Origin of the sequence: Streptomyces sp. NPDC090025, assembly GCF_044748125.1 — a bacterium.
GTDB lineage: Bacteria > Actinomycetota > Actinomycetes > Streptomycetales > Streptomycetaceae > Streptomyces.
The window spans coordinates 74915-97243 of sequence record NZ_JBIVFL010000016.1; the positions used below are offsets into that span (position 1 = coordinate 74915).

The following is a 22329-nucleotide window of genomic DNA, read 5'->3' on the forward strand; positions in this document are numbered from 1 at the left end:
CATGACCACCCCTGTGACCTCCCCCGTCGCCCCCGCCAAGACCCCGGCGGACGCCCCGGCCGCGAGCCGCTCCGGCGGCCCGGCGGCCCGCGCCGCCCGGCGCCGCGCGCTGCTGCAGTGGATCGCCGTGCACTCGCTCGGCATCGCCGCCGCGCTGTTCTTCGTGCTGCCGTTCGTCTTCGTGGTGCTCACCTCGCTGATGAGCGACCAGCAGGCGCTGACCCGCGACCTGACCCCGAACTCCTGGCACTTCGAGAACTACACCCGGGTGTTCGACACCCCCGGCTTCCTCACCTGGTGGCGCAACTCGCTGCTGTACGCGGGCCTCGGCACCGTCCTCGTGGTGGTGTCGTCGGTGCCCGTGGCGTACGCGCTCGCCAAGTTCCGCTTCCGCGGCCGGCACCTGTCGCTGCTGCTCGTCATCTCGATGATGATGCTGCCGCCGCAGGTCATCATCATCCCGATGTACCTGTTCTGGGCCAAGCAGCTGGACCTGTCCGGCTCGCTGTGGCCCCTGATCATCCCGATGGCGTTCGGTGACGCCTTCGCGATCTTCCTGCTGCGCCAGTTCCTGCTGACCATCCCGAACGAGTACATCGAGGCGGCCAGGATCGACGGCTGCGGCGAACTGCGCACCCTGCTGCGGATCGTGCTGCCGATGGCCAAGCCGGGCATCGCCGCCGTGGCCCTGTTCCAGTTCTTCTACTGCTGGAACGACTACTTCGGACCGCAGATCTACGCCTCGGAGAATCCGGCCGCGTGGACGCTGAGCTACGGCCTGGAGTCCTTCAAGGGCGCGCACCACACCGACTGGAATCTGACCATGGCCGCGACCGTACTGGTCATGGCCCCCGTGATCCTCGTCTTCTTCTTCGCCCAGAAGGCATTCGTCGAGGGCGTCACACTGACCGGAGTGAAGGGCTAGCCGACGTTATGAAGCTCGCTGTCGTGGGGGGCGGCTCCACCTACACCCCCGAACTGATCGACGGGTTCGCGCGGTTGCGCGACACCCTGCCCATCACCGAACTCGTCCTCGTCGACCCGGCCGCCGGCCGCCTTGACCTGGTCGGCGGGCTCGCCCGCCGGATCTTCGCCAAGCAGGGCCACCCGGGCCGGATCGTCACCACCACCGACCTCGACGCCGGGGTGGCGGGCGCCGACGCCGTCCTGCTCCAGCTGCGGGTCGGCGGCCAGGCCGCCCGGGAGCGCGACGAGACGTGGCCGCTCGAATGCGGCTGCGTCGGCCAGGAGACCACCGGCGCCGGTGGTCTCGCCAAGGCGCTGCGCACCGTGCCGGTGGTCCTGGACATCGCCGAGCGGGTCCGCCGTACCAACCCGAACGCCTGGATCATCGACTTCACCAACCCGGTCGGCATCGTGACCCGGGCGCTGCTCCAGGCCGGGCACAAGGCCGTCGGCCTGTGCAACGTGGCCATCGGCTTCCAGCGGAAGTTCGCCGCGCTGCTCGACCTGGCCCCGGCCGACGTCCACCTCGACCACGTCGGGCTCAACCACCTGACCTGGGAGACCGGGGTACGGATCGGCGGCCCCGAGGGCGAGGACGTGCTGCCCCGGCTGATCGCCGAGCACGGCGACGCCATCGCCGACGACCTCAGCCTGCCGCGCTCGGTCGTCGACCGGCTCGGCGTGGTCCCCTCGTACTACCTGCGCTACTTCTACGCCCACGACACGGTCGTCGACGAGCTGCGCACCAAGCCCTCGCGGGCGGCCGAGGTCGCCGCGATGGAGAAGCAGCTCCTGGAGATGTACGGCGACCCGGCGCTCGACGAGAAGCCGGAGCTGCTCGCCAAGCGCGGCGGCGCCTTCTACTCGGAGGCCGCCGTGGACCTGGCCGCCTCGCTGCTGGGCGGCGGCGGTTCGCCGTACCAGGTGGTCAACACCCGCAACAACGGCACGCTGCCGTTCCTGGCGGACGACGCCGTGATCGAGGTGCAGGCCGCGGTCGGCGCGCAGGGTCCGGTGCCGCTGCCGGTGGCGCCGCTCGACCCGCTGTACGCGGGCCTGATCTCGCACGTCACCGCCTATGAGGACCTGGCCCTCGACGCCGCCCTGCGCGGCGGCCGTGACCGGGTGTTCAAGGCCCTGCTCGCGCATCCGCTGGTGGGACAGATCGACCTGGCCGACGGGCTCACCGACCGGCTCGTCGCGCACAACCGGGAGCACCTGGCGTGGGCCTGAACGGAGCACTCCTCGCCGTCGACGCGGGGAACAGCAAGACCGACGTCGCCGTGATCGCCGCGGACGGCTCGGTCCTCGGTGAGGCGCGCGGCGGCGGGTTCCAGCCGCCCGTGGTCGGCGTCACCACGGCCGTCGACACCCTCGCCGAGATCATCGGGCGGGCCTGGGCCGCGGCCGGCGGCGGCGACCTGCCGCCCGTGTTCGCGCGGATCACCGCCTGTCTCGCCAACGCCGATCTGCCGGTCGAGGAGGAGGAGTTGAAGGCGGCCCTGGAGGCGCGCGGCTGGAGCCGTACGGTCCGGGTCCTCAACGACACCTTCGCGGTCCTGCGGGCCGGGCTCGACGAGCCGCGCGGGGTGGCCGTGGTGTGCGGCGCGGGCATCAACTGCGTCGGCATGACGCCGGACGGGCGGACCGCCCGGTTCCCGGCGATCGGCAAGATATCCGGCGACTGGGGCGGTGGCGGCGGACTCGCCGACGAGGCCCTGTGGTTCGCCGCCCGCGCCGAGGACGGCCGGGGCGAGCCGACGGCGCTGGCCCGCACGCTGCCCGCGCACTTCGGGCTGCCCACGATGTACGCGCTGATCGAGGCGCTGCACCTGGGGCGGCTCGACCAGCACCGCAAGCACGAGCTGACGCCGGTGCTGTTCCGGACGGCGGCGGAGGGCGACCTGATCGCGCAGTCGCTGGTGGACCGGCAGGCCGACGAGGTGGTGGCGCTCGCCACGGTCGCCCTCGGGCGGCTGGACCTGCTCGACGAGGAGGCGCCGGTGATGCTCGGCGGCAGCGTGCTCGCCGCCCGGCACGAGCGGCTCGACTCGCGGATCGCCGAACTCCTGGCCGCGAAGGCGCCGAAGGCGGTGATCGGCGTGGTGTCGGCGCCGCCGGTGCTCGGTGCCGGGCTGCTCGTCCTGGACGACGCGGCGGCCGGACCCGGGGCGGCGGCGCGGCTGCGCGCCCACTACACCGCCTGACACCGCCTGCCCCGGGCGGGCCTTTCGGGTTGTGACAGGTGCGGGGCGTCCCTCCGGGAGCGCCCCGCGGCCGTCTCACCCGTTCGGGGCGGTCTCCCCGTTCGGGGCGGCCCTGGGCGGAACCGAATCCGCGCCGCGGGCGTATTCAAGGGGAAGGGGTGACGAAGGGGCGGCCGAAGGGGGGTTCGGCCACCGGGCGCTTCGGGTCATGCGGCACGATAGGCACAAGATCGAGTCAATCCCGGTGTGCGGGGCGGCCGCTGCGGCCATACTGCTGGCCTGAAGACGCCACGCACGACGCCACCGACCAGCCGACCCGCCGACCGGACGGGCCGACGACCGGACGGGCCGACGTCCGAGACCGAGGGGGAGGTCACGTGACACACCCGCCGAACGCGCCCGCCCCGGCGGCGCACGGCACCGCCGCCGCCGCGCGGCCGGACACCGGCGTGCCCGGCCAGCCCGGCCCGGTCTCCCCCGGATCCGGACCCGGAGCGGCCCCTGGCGGCGGCCAGGGAGCCACCGAACGGCCGCCGGGCGCCTGGGCCGAGGCCCGTGAGGTGCTGCGCAGGACCACCACCACCGAGCCCGGCCGGCTGCGGGTGCTGGGCGCCGTGCTCGCGCTGCTCGTCGTCGCCTTCGGTGCCGTCACCGCCTACCAGGTCGTCGACCGCACCTCGTACGCCGACGACGTCGTCGGCCGCAGTCAGCCGCTGAGCGCCGACGCCGCCGACATCTACCGCTCGCTCGCCGACGCCGACGCCACCGCCGCCAGCGGCTTCCTCGCGGGCCCGCAGGAGTCCGCCGAGCTGCGCAAGCGGTACGCGGACGACATCACCACCGCCTCCCGGCTGCTCGTACGGGCCGCCGCCAGCACCGACACCGACGGAGCCGCGGCCCACGAGATCGCCACCCTCAGCGAGCACCTGCCCCGCTACACCGGCCTGATCGAGCGGGCCAGGGCCGCCAACCGGCAGGGCCTGCCGCTCGGCGGCGCCTATCTGCGCTACGCCAACCTGACCATGAGCAGCCAGCTGCTGCCCGCCGCCGAGCGGCTGTACGCGGCGGAGACCGAGCGGCTGCGGCGGGACGACACCGAGGCGCGCTCCTGGCCGTACCCGTCGATCGCGCTCGGGCTGCTCGCCCTCGGCCTGCTCGTCGCCGCGCAGCTCCGCAACTACCGGCGCACCCACCGGGTGTTCAACCCGGGGCTGCTCGCCGCCGGTGCCTGCTGTCTGATCGCGCTCCTCTGGCTGGCCTCCGGGCACGCGCTCGCCAGGTCCGGGCTCGCCGAGGCCCGCTCGCACGGCCAGGCGTCGCTCCAGGTGCTCAACGAGGCCCGGATCAGCTCCCTGAAGGCCCGCGCCAACGAGAACCTGGCGGTGGTCAACCGGGGCGCCGTGCTCGCCGACGACGGCAAGAGCGACAAGTACGAGGTCGACTATGCCGCGAGCTTCAAGGCGCTGACCGCCGCGCTCGACTCCGCCGCCCGGCTCGCCGACGACGACCGCGGCCGCGGCCCGGTGACCGCGGCCAGGACGCACGCCGTCGAGTGGCGCGAGCGGCACACGGCGGCCCGTGAGCGCGACGACGCGGGCGACTTCACCGGCGCCATGGAGCGGATCGTCGGCAGCCGGGGCTCGACCGGCCAGTCGTTCGACGAGGTCGACGCGGCCCTCGGCAGCGCCCTCGCGCACGAGCAGGACGAGTTCACCCGGGCCGCCGTGCGCGGCCGGGACGCGCTGTCCGCGCTGCCGTACGGGGTCGCCGTGCTCGCCGTGCTCGGCGCGGGCTGCGCGGTGGCAGGCGTCAACCGCAGACTGTCGGAGTACCGGTGAGAGGGGGCGGGCACGAGATGACGCACAGCGCCGAGCCGACTCCGGGCGCGGGCCACGGGCCCGCCGGGGCCGCCCGCCCCGCGCGGGCCCGCCGCGCGCCCCGGCTGCGCGGCTGGGGCGGGGTCGCCGCGATGGCGGTGGCCTGTGGACTCACCGCCTCCCTCGCGCTGTTCGCGCTGCCCCGCAGCGGCGCCGTCGCCGACCCGGGCCCCGGTCCCGGCCCCGGCCCCGGGGTGGGCGAGGGCGTGCAGGTGCGGGCCGAGACCGCGGAGAGCGCCGACACCTGCCGCGACCCGGACGCCTCGCTGACCCCGTCCACCGCGGAGGGGCCCGCCGTCGCCCGGATCAAGCGGCGCGGCAAGCTCGTCGTGGGCGTCGACCAGTCCAGCTACAAGTGGGGGTTCCGCACCCCGCCGACGCTCGCCCGGCAGCCCGACGGCTCGGTCAAGCAGACCCCCGGCGAGCTGGAGGGCTTCGACATCGACCTGGCGAAGGCCATCGCCAAGGGCATCCTCGGCGACGAGGACGCGGTCATCTTCCGCACCATCCCGACCAACCAGCGGATCGCGGCCCTGGAGAGCGGCCGGGTCGACCTGGTGGTGCGCACCATGACGATCAACTGCAAGCGGATCCAGCAGGTCGCCTTCTCCACCGCCTACTTCCAGGCCGGTCAGCAGGTGCTCGCGCCCAGGTCGTCGGCGATCACCGGCTACGACGCCTCGCTGAAGGGCAAGCGGGTGTGCACGGCGGAGGGCTCCACGGCCTACGAGGCCCTGGCGGACCGCTCGTTCGGCGCCGTCTACAAGGACGCCGGTGACGGCACCAAGGACGACCAGGACCTGCTGACCGTGCCCAACCAGCTGGACTGTCTGGCCCGGTTGCAGCTGGGCGAGGTGGACGCGGTGGTCACCGACAACGCCCTCGCGGCGGGTCAGGCCGCGCAGGATCCGGCGGTGGAGCTCAAGGGCAGGCCCTTCACCACCGAGTACTACGGTGTGGCCGCGAAACTGGGCGACGACGATCTGGTGCGCCGGGTCAACCAGGTGCTCGTCGAGTACCGGCAGGGACCGTGGCAGCGGGCGTACGAGAAGTGGCTGAAGGCGGACCTGCCGGGCATCACGGCACCACCGCCCCCGAAGTACAAGTAGCCCAAGAGGTTCGAGAGGTTCGAGAGGTTCGAGAGGTACGAGAGGTACGAGAGGTACGAGAGGTACGGGGCATACGAGGGGTAGGAGAGATACGGCAGGCGCGCGGGGTACGAGGGACGCCAGGGCACGTGAGGCACACGGGACACGTGAGCCACGCGAGGTACGCGGGAAACCGACAGGACGAGAGGTGAGCGATGGGCGTCACGGGACCCCCCGGTCCGGTGATGGACCGGGACGAGGTGGACCGTGCGCTGGCGCGCCTCGGCGCGGAGCACAAGGCGGTCGAGGACTCGCTCCTCGCGCTCCAGGACCACGCGGGCCGCAGACTCCTGGAGGGCGCCGAGCTGACCGGCACCACCCAGGACCGCTGGGCGTCCGCCGAGCGGACCATCACCCTGCTCTGGACCTGCTTCGACGTGTACACCGACGCCCTGCGCGCCACCCGTGAGCTGCGCTCGCGCAGCCGCTGGCCGGGCCGCGACGAGCTCGTCGAGCTGACCGACCGGCTGCGCGGCGAGCGGGTGCAGCTGCCCGGCGGCGCCCGCGAGGGGGCCGCGCTCACCGAGCGCTTCACCCTGGACGGCCTGGTCCGCCGGATGAACGAGCTGTACGCCGCCTCCCTCGACGTGGTGGTCACCGCCGACGCCGTCTGGTCGGCGCTGCCCGCCCGGATAGACCTGCTCGCGGCCGAGCTGGGCCGGACCCGCTCGCTCGCCCACTCGGTGGGCGTCCGCCCCGGCGAACACCCGGCCGGGGACGAACTGGAGTCGATCACCGCCGAGCTGACCGGGCTGCGGGCCCAGGTGATCTCCGACCCGCTGGCCTTCTGGCGCCCCGCGCAGGGCAGTTCGGCGCCCGGCGGCGGGCGCCCGGACACCACGCGGTACGACACGGCGGCCCGCGCCCTCGAAGACGTACGGCGGGAGATCGAGGCGGTGCTCCAGGTCCGGCAGGACTCCGAGGAGCGGCTGCTGCGGCTGCGGGACGTGCTGTCCCGGGCCGACCGCACCCTGACCGAGGCCCGTTCGGCGCGCGGTGAGGTGCTCGCGAAGATCGCCGCGTCCGAGGTCCCGGCGGTCAGCGGCCCGCCGCTCGCCCTCCAGGAACGTCTGGCGGCGGCGGCCGAGCACCGCAGGCACGCCCGCTGGCACCGGCTTTCGCCGCTCCTGGACGCCCTCGAACGGGAGGCGGAGGACGAACTGCTTCGCGCCCGCGAGTCGTTGACGGCGGTGACCGCGCCGCTCGCGGTCCGCGCGGAGCTGCGCGGCCGGCTCGACGCGTACAAGGCGAAGGTGGCCAGGCTCGGCGGCGCGGAGGACCCGCTGCTCATCGAGCGGTACGACCAGGCGCGCCGGATGCTGTGGAGCGCCCCGTGCGATCTGCGGGCCGCCGAGCAGGCGGTGCTGCGCTATCAGCGGGCGGCGGCGGAGACGCTGGCGCCGCGGGGCGAGCGCGCCGCGGACGATCACAGGGGGATGTGAGTGGTGAGCGGAGCGGGCGGGAGCTGCCAGCGCCCGGCGTGCGACGGCGCGTACGAGGACATGGGCGGCGGTGAGCTGTACTGCGACACCTGCGGGCTCGCCCCGGTGGTGGCGCCGGGCGCCCCGCTGGGCTCGCCGCGCACCACGGCGGTGACCGGCGGCGCCGGTGCGTCCGGTACGAGCGCGGGCGCGGGCCCGGGGTCCGGCGCGGGTGCCGACTCGGGCCGGTCGGGCGCGGGTTCGGCGGCCTCCGCGCGGAGTTCGGCCCGGACGTCGGCGGGGTCGGCGCGGTCCTCGGCGTCCCGGCGTTCGGTGTCCGGTCGGCTGTCGCGTGCGCTGTCCGGGGCGGGTTCGGCCCGCTCGGTGTCGGTGCGCAGTTCCGGCTCGGCCAGTGCCTCCTCGGGGCGCGGGCGGCTCGGCGTGGGCCTGGTCACGGTGCCGGAGGTGCCGCGTCCTGACCCGCGCGCGGCGGTGATGGCGCACCCCGAGGTGCCCGAGAGGAAGCGATTCTGCTCGCGTTCCGACTGCGGCGCCGCGGTGGGCCGTTCGCGCGGCGACCGGGCGGGTCGCACCGAGGGTTTCTGCACCAAGTGCGGGCACCCGTACTCCTTCGTGCCGAAGCTGCGCGGCGGCGACGTGGTGCACGGGCAGTACGAGGTGGCCGGCTGTCTGGCGCACGGCGGCCTCGGCTGGATCTACCTCGCCGTCGACCGGGCGGTGGCGGACCGCTGGGTGGTGCTCAAGGGCCTGCTCGACACCGGTGACCAGGACGCGATGGCCGCGGCGATCTCCGAGCGGCGCTTCCTCGCCGAGATCGAGCACGCCAACATCGTCCGCATCTACAACTTCGTGGAGCACCTCGACCCGCGCACCGGCTCCCTCGACGGCTACATCGTCATGGAGTACGTCGGCGGCAAGTCGCTCAAGGAGATCGCCAACGAGCGGCGCACCCCGGACGGCCGCCGCGACCCGCTGCCGGTCGAGCAGGCGTGCGCGTACGGCATCGAGGCCCTGGAGGCGCTCGGCCATCTGCACAGCCGCAACCTGCTCTACTGCGACTTCAAGGTCGACAACGCGATCCAGACCGAGGACCAGCTGAAGCTCATCGACATGGGCGCGGTCCGGCGGATGGACGACGACGAGTCGGCGATCTACGGCACGGTCGGCTACCAGGCGCCCGAGGTCGCCGAGGTGGGGCCCTCGGTGGCCAGCGACCTCTACACGGTGGCCCGTACCCTCGCCGTGCTCACCTTCGACTTCCAGGGCTACACCACCGTCTACGCGGACGCGCTGCCCGCCCCGGACGGCATCGAGGTGTTCCGGGCCTACGAGTCCTTCTACCGGTTCCTGGTGCGGGCCACCGACCCGGACCCGGCGCGCCGGTTCGGCTCCGCGCAGGAGATGGCGGAGCAGCTGACCGGGGTGCTGCGGGAGGTCGTCGCGCTCCAGTCGGGGCGGCCCCGCCCGGCCCTGTCCGCGCAGTTCGGCGCCGAGACCCGGGTCACCGACTCCGAGCTGTTCGACGAGCTCACCGAGGACGTGTCGGTGCTCGGCGCGCGGGCGACCGGCCGGCGGCGGCGCGGGCTGCCGACCGCGCTGCCGGGACGGGCCGGGAGCTTCCTGCGGCTGCTCGACGTGCCCGCGACGGCGCTCGCGCTCCCGGTGCCCCGGGTGGACCCCGCCGACCCCAACGCCGGTTTCCTCGCCGGACTGCTGGCCGCCGCGCCCGCCGAGCTGATCACCGCGCTGCACGCGGCGCCGGTCGCCTCCCTGGAACTGCGGCTGCGCGAGCTGCGGGCCCGCCTGGAGATGGGCGACCTGGTGGCGGCGGGGCGGGCGCTTGACGGTCTGGAGCAGGGGTACGGCGACGACTGGCGGGTGGTCTGGTACCGGGGTGTGGCCTCGCTGATCGGCGGCGACCGGGAGAGCGCGGCGCTCGCCTTCGACGCGATCTACGACGCCTTCCCCGGCGAGCCCGCGCCCAAGCTGGCGCTCGGCGTGTGCGCCGAACTCCTCGACCAGCTGGACAACGCCGCCGACTACTACCACCTGGTGTGGGCGACCGACCCGAGCTATGTCAGCGCCGCCTTCGGGCTGGCCCGGGTGCGGCTCGCGGCGGGCGACCGGGCGGGCGCGGTGCGTACGCTCGAATCGGTGCCGGAGTCGTCCATCCACTACACGGCGGCCCGGGTCGCCGCGGTACGGGCCAGGCTGCGCCGCCGTCCGGCCAACGAGCCGCTGGGCGCCGATCTGACGGCGGCCGCGGCCCAGGTGTCGGCGCTGCGCGGGTTCGGGCTCGACGCGGTGCGCCGGGAACGGCTCTCGACGGAGGTGCTGGGCACGGCGCTCGACTGGGTGCTGTCCGGCAGCCCCGGCGCGGGTCCCCCCGGCACGGTGCTGCTCGGCAGCGCACTGGACGAGCGCGGACTGCGCTTCGGCCTCGAACGCTCGTACCGGGTGCTCGCCCGGCTCGCCCAGCGGGGCGAGGAGAGGATCGAACTGGTGGAGCGGGCCAACCGTTTCCGCCCCAGGACGTGGGTGTGATCATGTCGCTGAAGCCCAAGAGCCCGCATCCGCTGGGCACCTGCCCCGACTGCCACGAGCCGCTCGAGTCCGGTGACCGGTACTGCGGCGCGTGCGGCTTCGACCTGTCGGCCGTCCCGGTCCCGGACCGGCCGACGGTGCCGATCGCGCTGCCGGTGGAGTGGCCGGAGGCACCGCCCCGGGACACCCGGTCGCTGTCCACGGCCACCCAGCACCCCGGCGACCTGCCGGGCACCGACTCGGGCGGGCGTGACCTGCCGACCGTCGAGATGCGGACGGACGGGGTGCCGGAGGCGCGGACAGACGGGGTGCCGGAGGCCCCCGGGGCCGGGGCCGGGCCGGTGGCCGAAGGCACGGATGCCGACGGGGACTTCACGCTGCCCGCGCCCGAACCGCGTCCGGCGGCGGCCGGGGCCGGGCCGCGGAAGCTGTGCGTGGCCTGCCGGACCGGGCACGTCGACGCCGACGGCTACTGCGAGCACTGCGGGCACGCCCAGCCGCGCGACCGCGACCACATGGAGGAGGAGCTGCCGTCGGTGGCCGCCGTCAGCGACCGCGGGCTGCGCCACCACCGCAACGAGGACTCCTTCGCGGTCGCCGCGACCGCGCTGCCGGACGGTTCGCCCGCCGCGCTCGCCGTGGTCTGCGACGGCGTCTCCTCGGCGACCCGCCCGGACGAGGCGTCGGCCGCCGCCGCGTCGGCCGCGCGGACCGCCCTGGTGACCGCGCTGCCCCGGGGCACCCACCCGCAGCAGGCCATGCAGGAGGCGATCGTGGCCGCGGCCGACGCGGTGAACGCGCTGGCCGAGCCGCCGTCGCCGGAGCGGGAGCACCAGAACTCCCCGGCCTGCACCATCGTCGGTTCGGTCGTCGTCGACGGCCTGCTGATCATCGGCTGGGTCGGCGACAGCCGCGCCTACTGGGTGCCGGACGACCGGGCCACTCCGCCCGCCCGGCTCACCGAGGACGACTCCTGGGCGGCGCAGATGGTCGCCGCCGGGCTGATGACCGAGGCGCAGGCGTACGCGGACGAGCGGGCCCACGCCATCACCGGCTGGCTCGGCGCCGACGCGTACGAACTGGAACCGCACACCGCCGCGTTCAAGCCGGACCGGCCGGGTGTCGTGGTGGTCTGCACCGACGGTCTGTGGAACTACGCCGAGTCCGCCGAGGACATGGCGCGGGTGCTGCCGCGGGACGCGTCGGGGCAGCCGCTGCACGCGGCGCAGACGCTCGTCGGGCACGCGCTCGACGGCGGCGGCCACGACAACATCACGGTCGCGCTGCTGCCGTTCGCCCTTCCGCCCGCCGGGGCAGGATCGGCCTAGCCGCCGCCGTCCTCCCCGCCCGCTCCCCCACCGTCTCGTCCTTCCTTCTCTCTCCTACTTTCTTTCTCTCTCTACTTCTCGTGAGCCGAGGAGCCGCAAGGAGCCGCACCGCCATGGCCAACTTCGCCAAACCCACCGGGCCGCAGTTCTCGGTGGACGTCTATCAGAACGAGTTCCTGCCGGAGGGCGGGCGGGACGTGAACGCCATCGTCACGGTCACCGCCACCGGGGCCGCCACCGGGTCCGGTGCCGGGTCCGGTCCCGCCGACGCGGTCGGCGACGCCGTGCCGGGCGGTGCCGCCGTGGTCCTGATGCTGGACTGCTCGGGTTCGATGGACTACCCCGCGACCAAGATGCGCGGCGCCCGCGAGGCGACCGCCGCCGCCATCGACACGCTGCGGGACGGCACCGCGTTCGCCGTGATCGCCGGGACCCATGTGGCCCGCGAGGTCTACCCGGGCGCCGGGCGGCTCGCGGTCGCCGACGCCCGTACCCGCGCGCAGGCCAAGGACGCGCTGCGGGCGCTCAGCGCGGGCGGCGGCACCGCCATCGGCACCTGGCTGCGGCTCGCCGACCGGCTGCTCGCCGCGTCCGACGCCTCGATACGCCACGGCATCCTGCTCACCGACGGGCGCAACGAGCACGAGGCCCCGGAGGAACTGCGGGCCGCCCTCGACTCCTGCGCGGGCCGCTTCACCTGCGACGCGCGCGGGGTCGGCACCGACTGGGAGGTCGACGAGGTCCGGGGCATCGCCCGGGCGCTGCTCGGCACCGCCGACATCGTCGCCGACCCGGCCGGGCTCGCCGCCGACTTCACCACCATGATGGAAGGCGCCATGGGCAAGGCGGTCGCGGACGTGGTGCTGCGGCTGTGGACCCCGGTCGGCGTGGAGATCGGCTTCGTGAAGCAGGTCGCGCCGAGCGTGGAGGACCTGTCCGGGCGCCGGGTCGTGGCGGGGCCGCGGGCCGGGGACTATCCGACCGGCTCCTGGGGCGACGAGTCCCGCGACTACCACGTGTCGGTCCGGGTCCCGGAGGCCGCGATCGGCCAGGAGATGCTGGCCGCCCGGGTCTCGCTGATCGCGCCGGGACCGGCCGGCGGCGACCCGGTGGCGCTGTCCCAGGGCCTGGTCCGCGCGGTGTGGACCGACGACCTGGTGGTGTCGACCGCGATCAACGCCCAGGTCGCCCACTACACCGGGCAGGCCGAGCTCGCCGACGTCATCCAGCAGGGTCTGGACGCGCGCAAATCGGGCGACGAGGACGGTGCGACCGCGAAGCTCGGCCGGGCCGTGCAGCTCGCGGCCGCCTCCGGCAACGCCGATACGGCGAAACTCCTTTCGAAGGTGGTGGACGTGGTCGACGCGGCGACGGGTACTGTGCGGTTGAAGGCGAAGGTCGCGGAAGCGGACGAGATGACTCTCGAGACCCGCTCCACCAAGACCGTTCGCGTGAAGAAGTAAGAGGATGAGGAGAGGGGGAAGCACCGACATGCCGACCTGCCCGAACGGACACCAGTCGGTCTCCGACGACTGGTGCGAGGTCTGCGGCCACCGCATGGCGGCCGGGGCGGGTGCGCCGACGGGTGCCGTACCGCCGCCTCCCCCGCCGCCGCCTCCCGCCTACGGCTACCCGGGCCCCGGCGGCCCGGCCGGTCCGGGACCGCAGGGCCCGCCGCCCCCGCCGCCGCACTCCGGGTACGACCCGAACGCGACGGCGCACGCCGAGCTGTGCCCGCAGTGCCGGACGCCGCGCGAGCACATGGCGCCGTTCTGCGAGGAGTGCCGCTGGAACTTCCTCACGAACACGGCGACCTCCTACACCCCGATCGCCCCGCCGGGCGCCCCCCGCCCGCCGGCCCCGGGCATGGGCCAGGGCATGGGCCCCGGGCCCGGTCCGCAGGGCCCGCACCACCCCGGTCCGCAGGGCCCGCAGCCCGGGCTCAACCTGCCGCCGGGCTTCCAGTCGCCGCCCGCCGCGCCGCAGCCGCCCCAGCCGCAGCACCCCCAGCCGCAGCCGCAGCACGCCGACCCGTACGAGTACCAGGGTTCGCGGCCCTCGCAGGTGAACCGTCCGGCCGAGCCGCTGGGCGCCGACCCGACCCACCACCAGGCTCCGCCGCAGCGGCCGCCGATGCAGGCGCCCCAGGGGCCGCCGCCTCCGCCGCGGCAGATGCACGCGCCGCAGGGGTACGCCCCGGCGCCGCCGCAGCAGCCCGCGCCGCCCGCCCCGCCGCAGCCGCGCGCGGACGACGACTGGATGCTGCCGCCGCCATCGCACCAGCAGCACCAGGCACCGCCGCCGCAGGGCCCGCCGCAGCACTTCCAGCAGCAGGCGCCCCAGCAGCCGCAGCCCCCTCAGCAACAGCAGCAGCACTTCCAGCAGCAGGCTCCGCAGCAGCCCCAGCAGCCGCAGCCGCCTCAGCAGCAGCTCGGCTGGAGCGCCGTGATCGGCCCGGACCGGGCGTACTTCATGGCGATGATGCAGCGCAGCGGTCCCGAGGCGTCGGGGCTCAACCTGCCCGCGTACTCCCCCGAGCAGCACATCCCGCTCCAGGGCAGCCAGGTCAGCATCGGCCGCCGTCGGCACTCCACCGGTGAGTCGCCCGACATCGACCTGTCGGTGCCGCCGGAGGACCCGGGCGTCTCGCACCAGCACGCGGTCCTCGTGGCGCAGCCGGACGGTTCGTGGGCGGTGGTGGACCAGAACTCCACCAACGGCACCACGATCAACGGTTCGCCCGACCCGATCCAGCCGTACGTGCCGGTGCAGCTCCAGGACGGCGACCAGGTGCACGTGGGTGCCTGGACGACGATCACCGTACGGCGCGGCTGACCCGTACCGTACGACCGCACGCGCGCACCGCACCGCTCCGCACCGCTTCGAACCCGGCGGAGGATCCGAGGTCCTAGACCTCAGGTCCTCCGCCGGGTCATCTGAGACGATGGAACGGTGAACGAGATTCCGCGCGGCACGGTCCAGGAGCAGACCTTCTACGAGCAGGTGGGCGGCGAGGAGACCTTCCGTCGCCTGGTGCACCGCTTCTACCAGGGCGTCGCGGAGGACCCGCTGCTGCGGCCGATGTACCCGGAGGAGGACCTCGGTCCCGCCGAGGAGCGGCTGGTGCTCTTCCTCATGCAGTACTGGGGCGGTCCGCGCACCTACAGCGACAACCGGGGGCACCCGCGGCTGCGGATGCGGCACGCGCCGTTCACGGTGGACCGGGCGGCGCACGACGCGTGGCTGCGGCACATGCGGGACGCGGTGGACGAGCTGGGGCTCGCGCCGGAGCACGAGCAGCAGCTGTGGAAGTACCTGACGTACGCCGCCGCCTCGATGGTGAACGCCGCCGACTGACGGCGGTCGACTCACGACCGTCATGGTGGGGCGGTCACGGTACGGCGGGCTGACCGCCCGCTCGCGGATGAACACATTCCGGTGACCGTCCGCCGAATAACGGTCACGATCGGATCAAGGTCGGACCGCAAGCGGTTTCCAGACCCCATGACCCTCTGAAAGCATCCGGGAAACGTTCGATTGTGAACGATCCCGGGTTTTCAGGGGGGAAACGGGTGACGGGTTTTGTTCTTCTGCGGGTCAGGGCGCATCGGCTGCTGCTCGCCGCAGCGCTGTTGTCCGTCCTCCTCACCACCTGCGTGCTCGCGACCCTCGCCGCGTTCTCCGGCTCCATCGGTGACGCCGCCCTGCAGTCCACGCTGACCGGCCGCTCCGCGGCGGCCGCCACCCTGCGGGTCACCGGCGCGGTCCCGGCCGACAAACGGGCCAGTGCCGACGCCGCCGTACGGGCCGGGGCGCAGCGCGCCTTCGACGGGCTGCCGGTGACCGTGCGGAAGCTGGAGACCTCGGGTCCCTACGCGCTGCCGCGCCAGCTCCAGGCCCCGGCCGCCCGGTCCGGCGAGCCCGACCTGACCCGGTTCGCCGCGCTCGACCGGTCCCGGATCAGCCTGGTGCGCGGCGCCTGGCCGACGGCGGCGGGCGGCAAGGGCGGTCCGGTGGAGAGCGCCCTGCCCGAGGAGGCCGCCCGGCTCCTGAAGGTCGGCCCCGGCACCGTCCTCACCCTCACCGACCGGCTCACGTCGAAGACGGTCACCACCCGCATCACCGGCCTCTACCGCCCCAACGACCTGGCCGATCCGTACTGGCAGCTCGACCCGGCGGCCGGGCGCGGTGTGAAGACCCTGGTCTTCACCACGTACGGGCCGCTGGTCACCGACCCGGCCGTGCTCGGCTCCGGGCGGGTCGCCGCCGGTGACACCTCCTGGCTGGGCAGCGCCGACTACACCGGGCTGACCACCGACGGGATGGACTCGCTGCGCGCCGCCGCCACCGAGGCCCCGAAGGCGCTGCTCGCCGACTCGTCCGCCTTCGGCACCACCGTCGACGCGACCACCGCGCTGCCGACCGTCCTGGAACACACCGGCCGGGCGCTGCTCGTGGCCCGTTCCACGCTGTCGATCGTGGCGGTGCAGCTGGTGCTGCTCGCCGCGTACGCGCTGCTCCTGGTGGCCCGGCTGCTGAGCACCGAGCGTTCCGGCGAGACCGATCTGCTGCGCGCCCGCGGTGCCTCGCGGCGCCGGATCGCCGGGCTCGCCACCGTCGAGGCGCTGCTGCTCGCGCTGCCCGCCGCCGTCGCCGCCCCGCTGCTCGCCGGGCCGCTGACCCGTCTTGTCGCCGACCGCTCCACCCTGGACGCGCTGGACGCCGGGCTCGGCGCCGCCCCCGCGGGCACGGTCTGGCTGGTGGCCGCCGCGGTCGCGCTGTGCTGCGCCGCCGCCGTGGTCGCCCCGGCGCTCGCCACCGGCGACGGCGCCGCGATCTCGCTGCGCAAGGGCCGCTCCGCCGCGCTGCCCGGACCGGTCAAGGCCGGTGCGGACATCGGTCTGCTGCTGCTCGCGGGCGTCGCCTACTGGCAGTTGGACCGGCAGACCGGCAGCGGCGGCGGCGCGCTCGCCGGGGACCGCTCCGGCACCCTCGGCGTCGACCCGCTGCTGGTCGCCGCGCCCGCCCTCGCGCTGCTCGCCGGCACCGTGCTGACCCTGCGGCTGCTGCCGCCCGCCGCCCGGCTCGCGGAGCGGCGCGCGGCCGGTGGCCGGGGGCTGCCCGCGGCGCTTGCCGGCTGGCAGTTCAGCCGCCGCCCGCTGCGCGGCGCGGGCCCGGTGCTGCTGCTCGTGCTCGCCGTCGCCATGGGCATGCTGGCGATCGGCCAGCGCGACTCCTGGGAGCGTTCGCAGCGCGACCAGGCCGACTTCGCGACCGGCGCGAACATCCGGGTGCTCGGCGCGGGCCCCGGCGAACTCGCCGAGACCGAGCGCCTCGCCACCGTGCCGGGCGTCCGGCAGGCGGCCCCGGTGTTCCGCGGCGAGGCCGATCTCAACGAACGGACCGCCACCGCTCTCGCCATGGACACCCGGCGGGCCGCCGCCGGAATGCTGATGCGCGCCGATCTCGCCGACGGCTCCCCGGCCGGGAAGCTGGCCGCGATCCAGCCGAAGCTGACCCCGCGCCCCGGGGTGGCGCTGCCCGCCGGTGCCCGGTCGTTCGGCGTCGAGCTGCGCGACACGGCGCCGCCCGGCACCACCCCCACCCAGGTGACCGCCACCTTCGAGGACACCTACGGGGTCCCGTACCGCAGACTGCTCGGCGCGCTGCCCGCCGACGGACGGCCGCACCGGCTCGATGTCACCCTGCCCGCCTCCGAGGGCGGTCAGCACCTCGTCCTCACCGGCCTGGAGGTCGACGGGCGCAACGACGCCGACCTCGGCGGGGCCCGCACGCTCACCGTCGAGCGGCTGCTCGCGGGCGCCTCGGCGGCCGCCGCCCGGCCGCTCGACGCGCGCGGCGCGCTCGCCACCTGGACCGGCGACTACCTGACCGCCGTCACCATGACCGGCGAGGAGGTCACGGCGGTGCTGAACAGCCGCCCGGCCACCGCGGCCGCGCTCACCCAGCCGTTCGTGGTCTCCCCCGAACACGCCGGATACAGCACCGACGGCTACACGGTGAGCCTCAAGGCGCCCCGCCCGGCCCGGCCCGCCGTGGTCCCGGCCCTGGCCAGCGACGCGTTCCTGACCGCCGCCGGGGCGAAGACCGGCGACCAGGTGAGCGTCGCCTTCGGCGGCCACACCCTGCGGGTCACGATCGTCGCCACCGTCCGCGAGCTGCCCACCACCGGGCCCGGCGCCCGGTCCGTGGCCCCGGGCGCGGCGGACGCCGCCCGCGCGGACGGCGGCGCGGTCCTGATCGACCTCGCCACCGCCAACCGGGCGCTCGCCACCGACGCCACCGCCTCGCTCGCCCCCACCGAATGGTGGCTCACCACCGCCCCCGGCCGGACCGCCGACGTCGCCAAGGCCCTGCGGGCCCGCCCCGACGCCGACCCCGCGCTGGTCCTCGTACGGGACGAGACCGCCACCGAACTCCTCGGCGATCCGCTCGGCGCGGGCCCCAACTCCGCCCTGATGGCGGTCGCGGCGGCCGCCGCCGCGCTCGCCGCCGTCGGCTTCGCGGTCTCCTCCGCGGGCTCGCTGCGCGAACGCGAGCGGGAGTTCAGCGTGCTGCGGGCGCTCGGCGCGCCGCGCCGCCGGCTCGCCCGGCTGCTCGCCGCCGAACAGGGCCTGCTGGTCGGCATCGGACTGCTCGTCGGCGTCGTCATCGGCACCGTGCTCACCCGGGCGGTCGTGCCGCTGATCGTGCTCACCGGGCAGGCGGAACGGCCACTGCCCGCCGTCCTCGTCGAACTCCCCGTCGGCCATGTGGCGTTGCTGCTCGCCGGGGTCGCCGTACTGCCGCTCGTGATCGTCGCGGCGATCGCGCTGCGCCGCACCGACCCGGCCGTCACCCTGCGCATCCAGGGGGAACAGTGACCACCTCCCCGGCCCGCGCACCCCAGCCGCCGTCCACCCCCGCCCGCGGAAAGGCGACCGCCATGTCCCGCACGCCCGCCCGCACGGTGGCCCCCTGGGTCCGCACCCGGCTGCGCACCCACCGGAGCGCGGCCGTCGCGTTCGGCCTGCTCGTCCTGGTGACGGCGTTCCTCGCGGCGGCCCTGCCGCGCGCCGTCGACACCTACGAGACCGAGGGCCTGTGGCACGCGGTCGACACCGCCGAACCCCGGCACACCGCCATGGTGTTCACCTCCGAGGTCCCGCTCAACCTGAACGCGGCGGCGCGGGCGTCCGAGCTCGCGCCGGAGAAACTGCGCTCCCGGCGCGACGCGCTGCTCGGCCTGCTGAAGGCGCCGCTGCGCAGCGACCAGGGCCAGTCCTCGTACGGGGCGCGCACCACCAAGCCGCTGCCCGCCGACGACCCGTTCCTGACCCGGGTGGACCGCCGGGTGCCGCCGGACTTCTTCCTCGCCGCGCCCGACGCCCTGGCCGCGCACTCCACGCTCATCGCGGGCCGGGCCCCCAAGGCCGGCAAGAACGGCGCCATGGAGGGCGCGGTCACCGCCAAGACGGCCAGGACCATGAACCTGAAGCCCGGTTCGGTGATCCACGTGCCGGGCACCGACGCCGTGCCCAAGCCGATCACGATCACCGGCATCGTCGAACCGCGGGACCTCGCCGGCGGCTACTGGTCGGCCGACCCGGTCCTGCACACCCCGTTCCTCGGCGACAAGAGCAACGGCGGCCCCGACCCCGTCTGGTACTGGGGCGCCGCGGTGCTCGTCGCGCCGGAGAGCGCCCCCACGATGGTGGCGACCCTCGGCGAACCCGAGCGGTACTGGAGCTTCGGGCCCGACGTCCGGCACCTGACCGCCCGCGACACCGACCGGCTCAGCACCGCCCTCGACGCGATGAGCAGCGGCCCCGGCCTGGTCGCCCTGCGCGACGCCCTCGGCGAGACCGGCGGCTTCAACACCGGCCTGGACGAGACCGTCGCCGGATACCGCGGCACCCGTGACGCCGTCTCCGCCGTCGTCGCCGTCGCCACCTTCGGCATCGGCGCCGTCGCGGCCGTCGTCATCGCCATGACCAGCGGCCTGTTCCTGGCCCGGCGACGGGCCGAACTCGCCCTGCTGCGGGCCCGCGGCGGCTCCCTGACCGGCATCGGACTGCGCCTGCTCGGCGAGACCTCGGTGGTCGCGGTCCCCGCCGCCGCGCTCGGCCTGCTCCTCGCCCTCACGGTGACCGGCGACCACGGCGCCCGGCTGTGGCCCGCCTGCCTGGGCGCCGCCGCCGTCGCCCTGGTCTCCGCACTCGTGCTGCCGCTGCGCGCGGTGCTCCAGCACCGCAGGCCGCAGGCCCACGGCGCCCGCGACGACCTGGTCACCACCCGCCCGACGGCCCGCCGCACCATCGCCGAACTCACCCTGCTGATCCTCGCCGTGGGCGCGGTCACCGCGCTGCGCCGCCGGGGCGCCGGGGACGCCGGTGACCATCTGATCAGCGCCGCGCCGGTGCTCGTCGCGCTGATCGCCGCGTTCGTGCTGATCCGGGTCTACCCGCTGCCGCTGCGCTGGGCGGCCCGGCCCGCCCGCAGGCTGCGCGGCGCCCTGGGCTTCCTGTCCCTCGCCCGGGCCGGCCGGTCCTCGACGTCGGGCGCGCTGCCGCTGCTCGCCCTGATGCTCGCCCTGACCACGGCCGCGTTCGGCGGCTCGGTGCTCAGCGGCGTCTCCGACGTCCGCGACCGGGCCGCGATCCTCGCCGTCGGCGCCGACGCCCGGGTGGCCGCCGAGCTCGACTCGGCGCCGCTGCCCGCCGGACTCGCCGACATGGTGCGGAAGACGGCCGGGGTACGCGAGGTGTCACCGCTGCAGATCGAGTACGGCGTCCTGCTCCCCTCCCCGCTCGGCACCTCCGAGCGCAGCATGAGCGCCCCGCTGATCGGCGTCGAACCCGGCTCGTACGCGGCGCTGGCCGCCCGTACCGGCTTCGGCGCCTTCCCCGCCGGGCTGCTCGCGTCCACCGGCACCGGCGGTCCCGCCCACGTCGGCGACAACGCCCGGGTGATCCCCGCGATCGCCTCGCCGAAGGTCGCCGAACGGCTCGGCGGCCGGCCGATGGAGATCACCGCGGCGGCCGGGCGGTTCCATGTGAAGGTGGTGGCCGTCCGCGACGTCACCCCCGCCCTGCCGGACGCCGAGTTCCTCGTCGTCAACGGCGACGACCTGACCAACCGGTCCGCGACCGCCCTGCTCGTCAGCGGCGGCGGGGACCGGGCGCTGGACGGCCCGGCGCTGCGCGCCGCGGTCACCGCGAAGGCCAAGAACACCAAGGTGCTGCTGCGCACCGAGGCGCGTGCCACCTATGTCGACTCGCCGCTGCAGAACGGCGCCGAGGGCATGTACCAGGCGGCGATCGGCGCGGGCGCGGGCTTCGCGGTCCTCGCCGTGCTGCTTTCGCTGCTGCAGACCGCGCCGGAGCGGACCACGCTGCTCGCCCGGCTGCGGACCATGGGACTGACCCGGCGGCAGGGCCGGCGGCTGCTCGGCCTCGAAGCCCTGCCGCAGGCGCTGCTCGCGGCGGGCGGCGGTGCCCTGGTGGGCTGGGCGACGATCGCCCTGCTCTCGCCGGGCATCGATCTGACCCGGCTCGCGCTGGCCGCCGCGCCGGACGAGGCGATGGCGCTCGGCACGGTGCTGCGGGCCGACGGCCTGTCGCTCGCGACCCCGGCCCTCGCGGTGGTCCTGCTGACCGCCGCGGTGGCCGGGATCCAGGCGTGGTGGGTGGCCCGCAGCGGCTCGATCAAGGAACTCAGGGCAGGAGACGCACGATGACGACAACCCCCGGCGCCGCCATGACCGCCGAGACCACCTTGGAGGAGCTGGAGCGGCGGGCCACCGCGCACCGCGACCGGCCCTCGTACGGGCACGACGCACTGATCGCCTGCGACCGGCTGGTCCGCATCTTCAGCACCGACGGGGTGGAGGTGCAGGCCCTGCAGGGGCTCGATCTGCTGGTGCAGGACGGCGAGTTGATGGCCCTGGTCGGCGCCTCCGGCTCCGGCAAGTCGACCCTGATGAACATCCTGGCCGGGCTCGACGTGCCGACGGCGGGCGCGGCGAAGGTCGCGGGCTGCGATCTGCTCGCCATGGACGGCAAGGCCCGGCTGCGCTACCGCCGCGAGGTCGTCGGCTTCGTCTGGCAGCAGACCGCCCGCAATCTGCTGCCTTATCTGACGGCAGCTCAGAACGTGGCGCTGCCCATGCAGTTGAAGGACGGCCGGAAGGGCGGCGCGCGGGCCAAGGCGCGGCGCGCGGAGGAACTCCTGGCGATGCTCGGCATGACGGAGCACGCCGACCGGCGCCCGCACCAGCTGTCCGGCGGCCAGCAGCAGCGGGTGGCCATCGCGGTGGCGCTCGCCAACCATCCCTCGGTGCTGCTCGCCGACGAGCCGACCGGTGAGCTGGACTCGGCCACCGGTGAGCAGGTGTTCGCCGCGTTCCGGCGGGCCAACGAGGAGCTGGGCACCACGATCGTGATCGTCACCCACGACCAGGCGGTGGCCTCCGAGGTGCGCCGCACGGTCGCGATCCGCGACGGCCGCACCTCCTCGGAGGTGCTGCGCCGCACCGAGGTCGACGAGGCGGGCCAGGAGTCGCTGGTGGCCCGCGAGTACGCGATGCTCGACCGGGCGGGGCGGCTCCAGCTGCCCGCCGAGTACACCGAGACGCTGGGGATGCGGCACCGGGTGGCACTCGAACTGGAGCAGGACCACATCGGGGTGTGGCCGGACGAGGCGGCCGAGGAGAAGGACTGACGCCTCCCGCCGTGGTCCGGGCCTTCGTCGGCCCGGCTCCGGAACCCGTCGGGCGGTTCGGGCGTCCCACACCGGGGGTGAGGGACGATGCCGAG

At 75.0% G+C, this 22329-nt stretch carries 14 protein-coding genes; all 14 read left to right on the forward strand.

From position 1 onward, the window contains the following. Nucleotide 1 precedes the first annotated feature (1 nt). The 14 genes from ACIPXM_RS29500 (at nt 2) to ACIPXM_RS29565 (ending at nt 22234) form a co-directional block, all read left to right on the forward strand. Nucleotides 2–925 (forward strand): carbohydrate ABC transporter permease, encoded by a 924-nt coding sequence (locus tag ACIPXM_RS29500; protein WP_401661633.1) that lies wholly within the window; start codon nt 2–4, stop codon nt 923–925. Nucleotides 926–933: 8 nt separating this feature from the next. After that, on the forward strand, nt 934–2199 hold the full coding sequence (locus ACIPXM_RS29505) for a 6-phospho-beta-glucosidase (protein WP_401661636.1): 1266 nt from the start codon (nt 934–936) through the stop codon (nt 2197–2199). Further along, nucleotides 2190–3173 (forward strand): N-acetylglucosamine kinase, encoded by a 984-nt coding sequence (locus ACIPXM_RS29510; protein ID WP_401661639.1) that lies wholly within the window; start codon nt 2190–2192, stop codon nt 3171–3173. Before ACIPXM_RS29505 ends, ACIPXM_RS29510 begins: the two co-directional genes overlap by 10 nt. A gap of 377 nt (nt 3174–3550) precedes the next feature. Continuing rightward, nucleotides 3551–5011, forward strand: a complete 1461-nt coding sequence (locus ACIPXM_RS29515) for a hypothetical protein (protein ID WP_401661642.1) — start codon at nt 3551–3553, stop codon at nt 5009–5011. A gap of 17 nt (nt 5012–5028) precedes the next feature. After that, the gene (locus ACIPXM_RS29520) at nt 5029–6159 is read left to right on the forward strand and encodes a glutamate ABC transporter substrate-binding protein (protein WP_401661645.1); all 1131 of its coding nucleotides are present in this window, start codon (nt 5029–5031) and stop codon (nt 6157–6159) included. Between the two features lie 194 nt (nt 6160–6353). Beyond that, a complete protein-coding gene (locus ACIPXM_RS29525; RefSeq protein WP_401661648.1) occupies nt 6354–7640 on the forward strand; it encodes a hypothetical protein in 1287 nt (428 codons plus the stop codon). Nucleotides 7641–7700: 60 nt separating this feature from the next. Further along, a complete protein-coding gene (locus ACIPXM_RS29530) occupies nt 7701–10184 on the forward strand; it encodes a tetratricopeptide repeat protein (RefSeq protein WP_401661890.1) in 2484 nt (827 codons plus the stop codon). 2 nt (nt 10185–10186) lie between these two features. After that, nucleotides 10187–11512, forward strand: a complete 1326-nt coding sequence (locus tag ACIPXM_RS29535; protein ID WP_401661650.1) for a protein phosphatase 2C domain-containing protein — start codon at nt 10187–10189, stop codon at nt 11510–11512. A 113-nt stretch (nt 11513–11625) separates the two neighbouring features. Next, nucleotides 11626–12975, forward strand: coding sequence for a VWA domain-containing protein (locus tag ACIPXM_RS29540; RefSeq protein WP_401661653.1), 1350 nt, complete (start codon nt 11626–11628; stop codon nt 12973–12975). Between the two features lie 28 nt (nt 12976–13003). Beyond that, the gene (locus tag ACIPXM_RS29545; protein ID WP_401661655.1) at nt 13004–14347 is read left to right on the forward strand and encodes an FHA domain-containing protein; all 1344 of its coding nucleotides are present in this window, start codon (nt 13004–13006) and stop codon (nt 14345–14347) included. Between the two features lie 117 nt (nt 14348–14464). Further along, nucleotides 14465–14869, forward strand: a complete 405-nt coding sequence (locus ACIPXM_RS29550; protein ID WP_401661658.1) for a globin — start codon at nt 14465–14467, stop codon at nt 14867–14869. A gap of 215 nt (nt 14870–15084) precedes the next feature. Then, on the forward strand, nt 15085–18396 hold the full coding sequence (locus ACIPXM_RS29555; RefSeq protein ID WP_401661660.1) for an FtsX-like permease family protein: 3312 nt from the start codon (nt 15085–15087) through the stop codon (nt 18394–18396). A gap of 62 nt (nt 18397–18458) precedes the next feature. Further along, the gene (locus ACIPXM_RS29560; RefSeq protein WP_401661662.1) at nt 18459–21251 is read left to right on the forward strand and encodes an ABC transporter permease; all 2793 of its coding nucleotides are present in this window, start codon (nt 18459–18461) and stop codon (nt 21249–21251) included. Next, nucleotides 21248–22234, forward strand: coding sequence for an ABC transporter ATP-binding protein (locus tag ACIPXM_RS29565; RefSeq protein ID WP_401661664.1), 987 nt, complete (start codon nt 21248–21250; stop codon nt 22232–22234). Before ACIPXM_RS29560 ends, ACIPXM_RS29565 begins: the two co-directional genes overlap by 4 nt. Nucleotides 22235–22329: the final 95 nt, after the last annotated feature.

Excerpts from the sequence above, each read along its gene's own strand:
- ACIPXM_RS29540 (WP_401661653.1), top strand. The coding sequence starts at position 11,626 with ATGGCCAACTTCGCCAAACCCACCGGGCCGCAGTTCTCGGTGGACGTC.
- ACIPXM_RS29565 (WP_401661664.1), top strand. The coding sequence starts at position 21,248 with ATGACGACAACCCCCGGCGCCGCCATGACCGCCGAGACCACCTTGGAG.
- ACIPXM_RS29545 (WP_401661655.1), top strand. The coding sequence starts at position 13,004 with ATGCCGACCTGCCCGAACGGACACCAGTCGGTCTCCGACGACTGGTGC.
- ACIPXM_RS29520 (WP_401661645.1), top strand. The coding sequence starts at position 5,029 with ATGACGCACAGCGCCGAGCCGACTCCGGGCGCGGGCCACGGGCCCGCC.
- ACIPXM_RS29500 (WP_401661633.1), top strand. The coding sequence starts at position 2 with ATGACCACCCCTGTGACCTCCCCCGTCGCCCCCGCCAAGACCCCGGCG.
- ACIPXM_RS29560 (WP_401661662.1), top strand. The coding sequence starts at position 18,459 with ATGTCCCGCACGCCCGCCCGCACGGTGGCCCCCTGGGTCCGCACCCGG.
- ACIPXM_RS29535 (WP_401661650.1), top strand. The coding sequence starts at position 10,187 with ATGTCGCTGAAGCCCAAGAGCCCGCATCCGCTGGGCACCTGCCCCGAC.
- ACIPXM_RS29525 (WP_401661648.1), top strand. The coding sequence starts at position 6,354 with ATGGGCGTCACGGGACCCCCCGGTCCGGTGATGGACCGGGACGAGGTG.
- ACIPXM_RS29530 (WP_401661890.1), top strand. The coding sequence starts at position 7,701 with ATGGGCGGCGGTGAGCTGTACTGCGACACCTGCGGGCTCGCCCCGGTG.
- ACIPXM_RS29505 (WP_401661636.1), top strand. The coding sequence starts at position 934 with ATGAAGCTCGCTGTCGTGGGGGGCGGCTCCACCTACACCCCCGAACTG.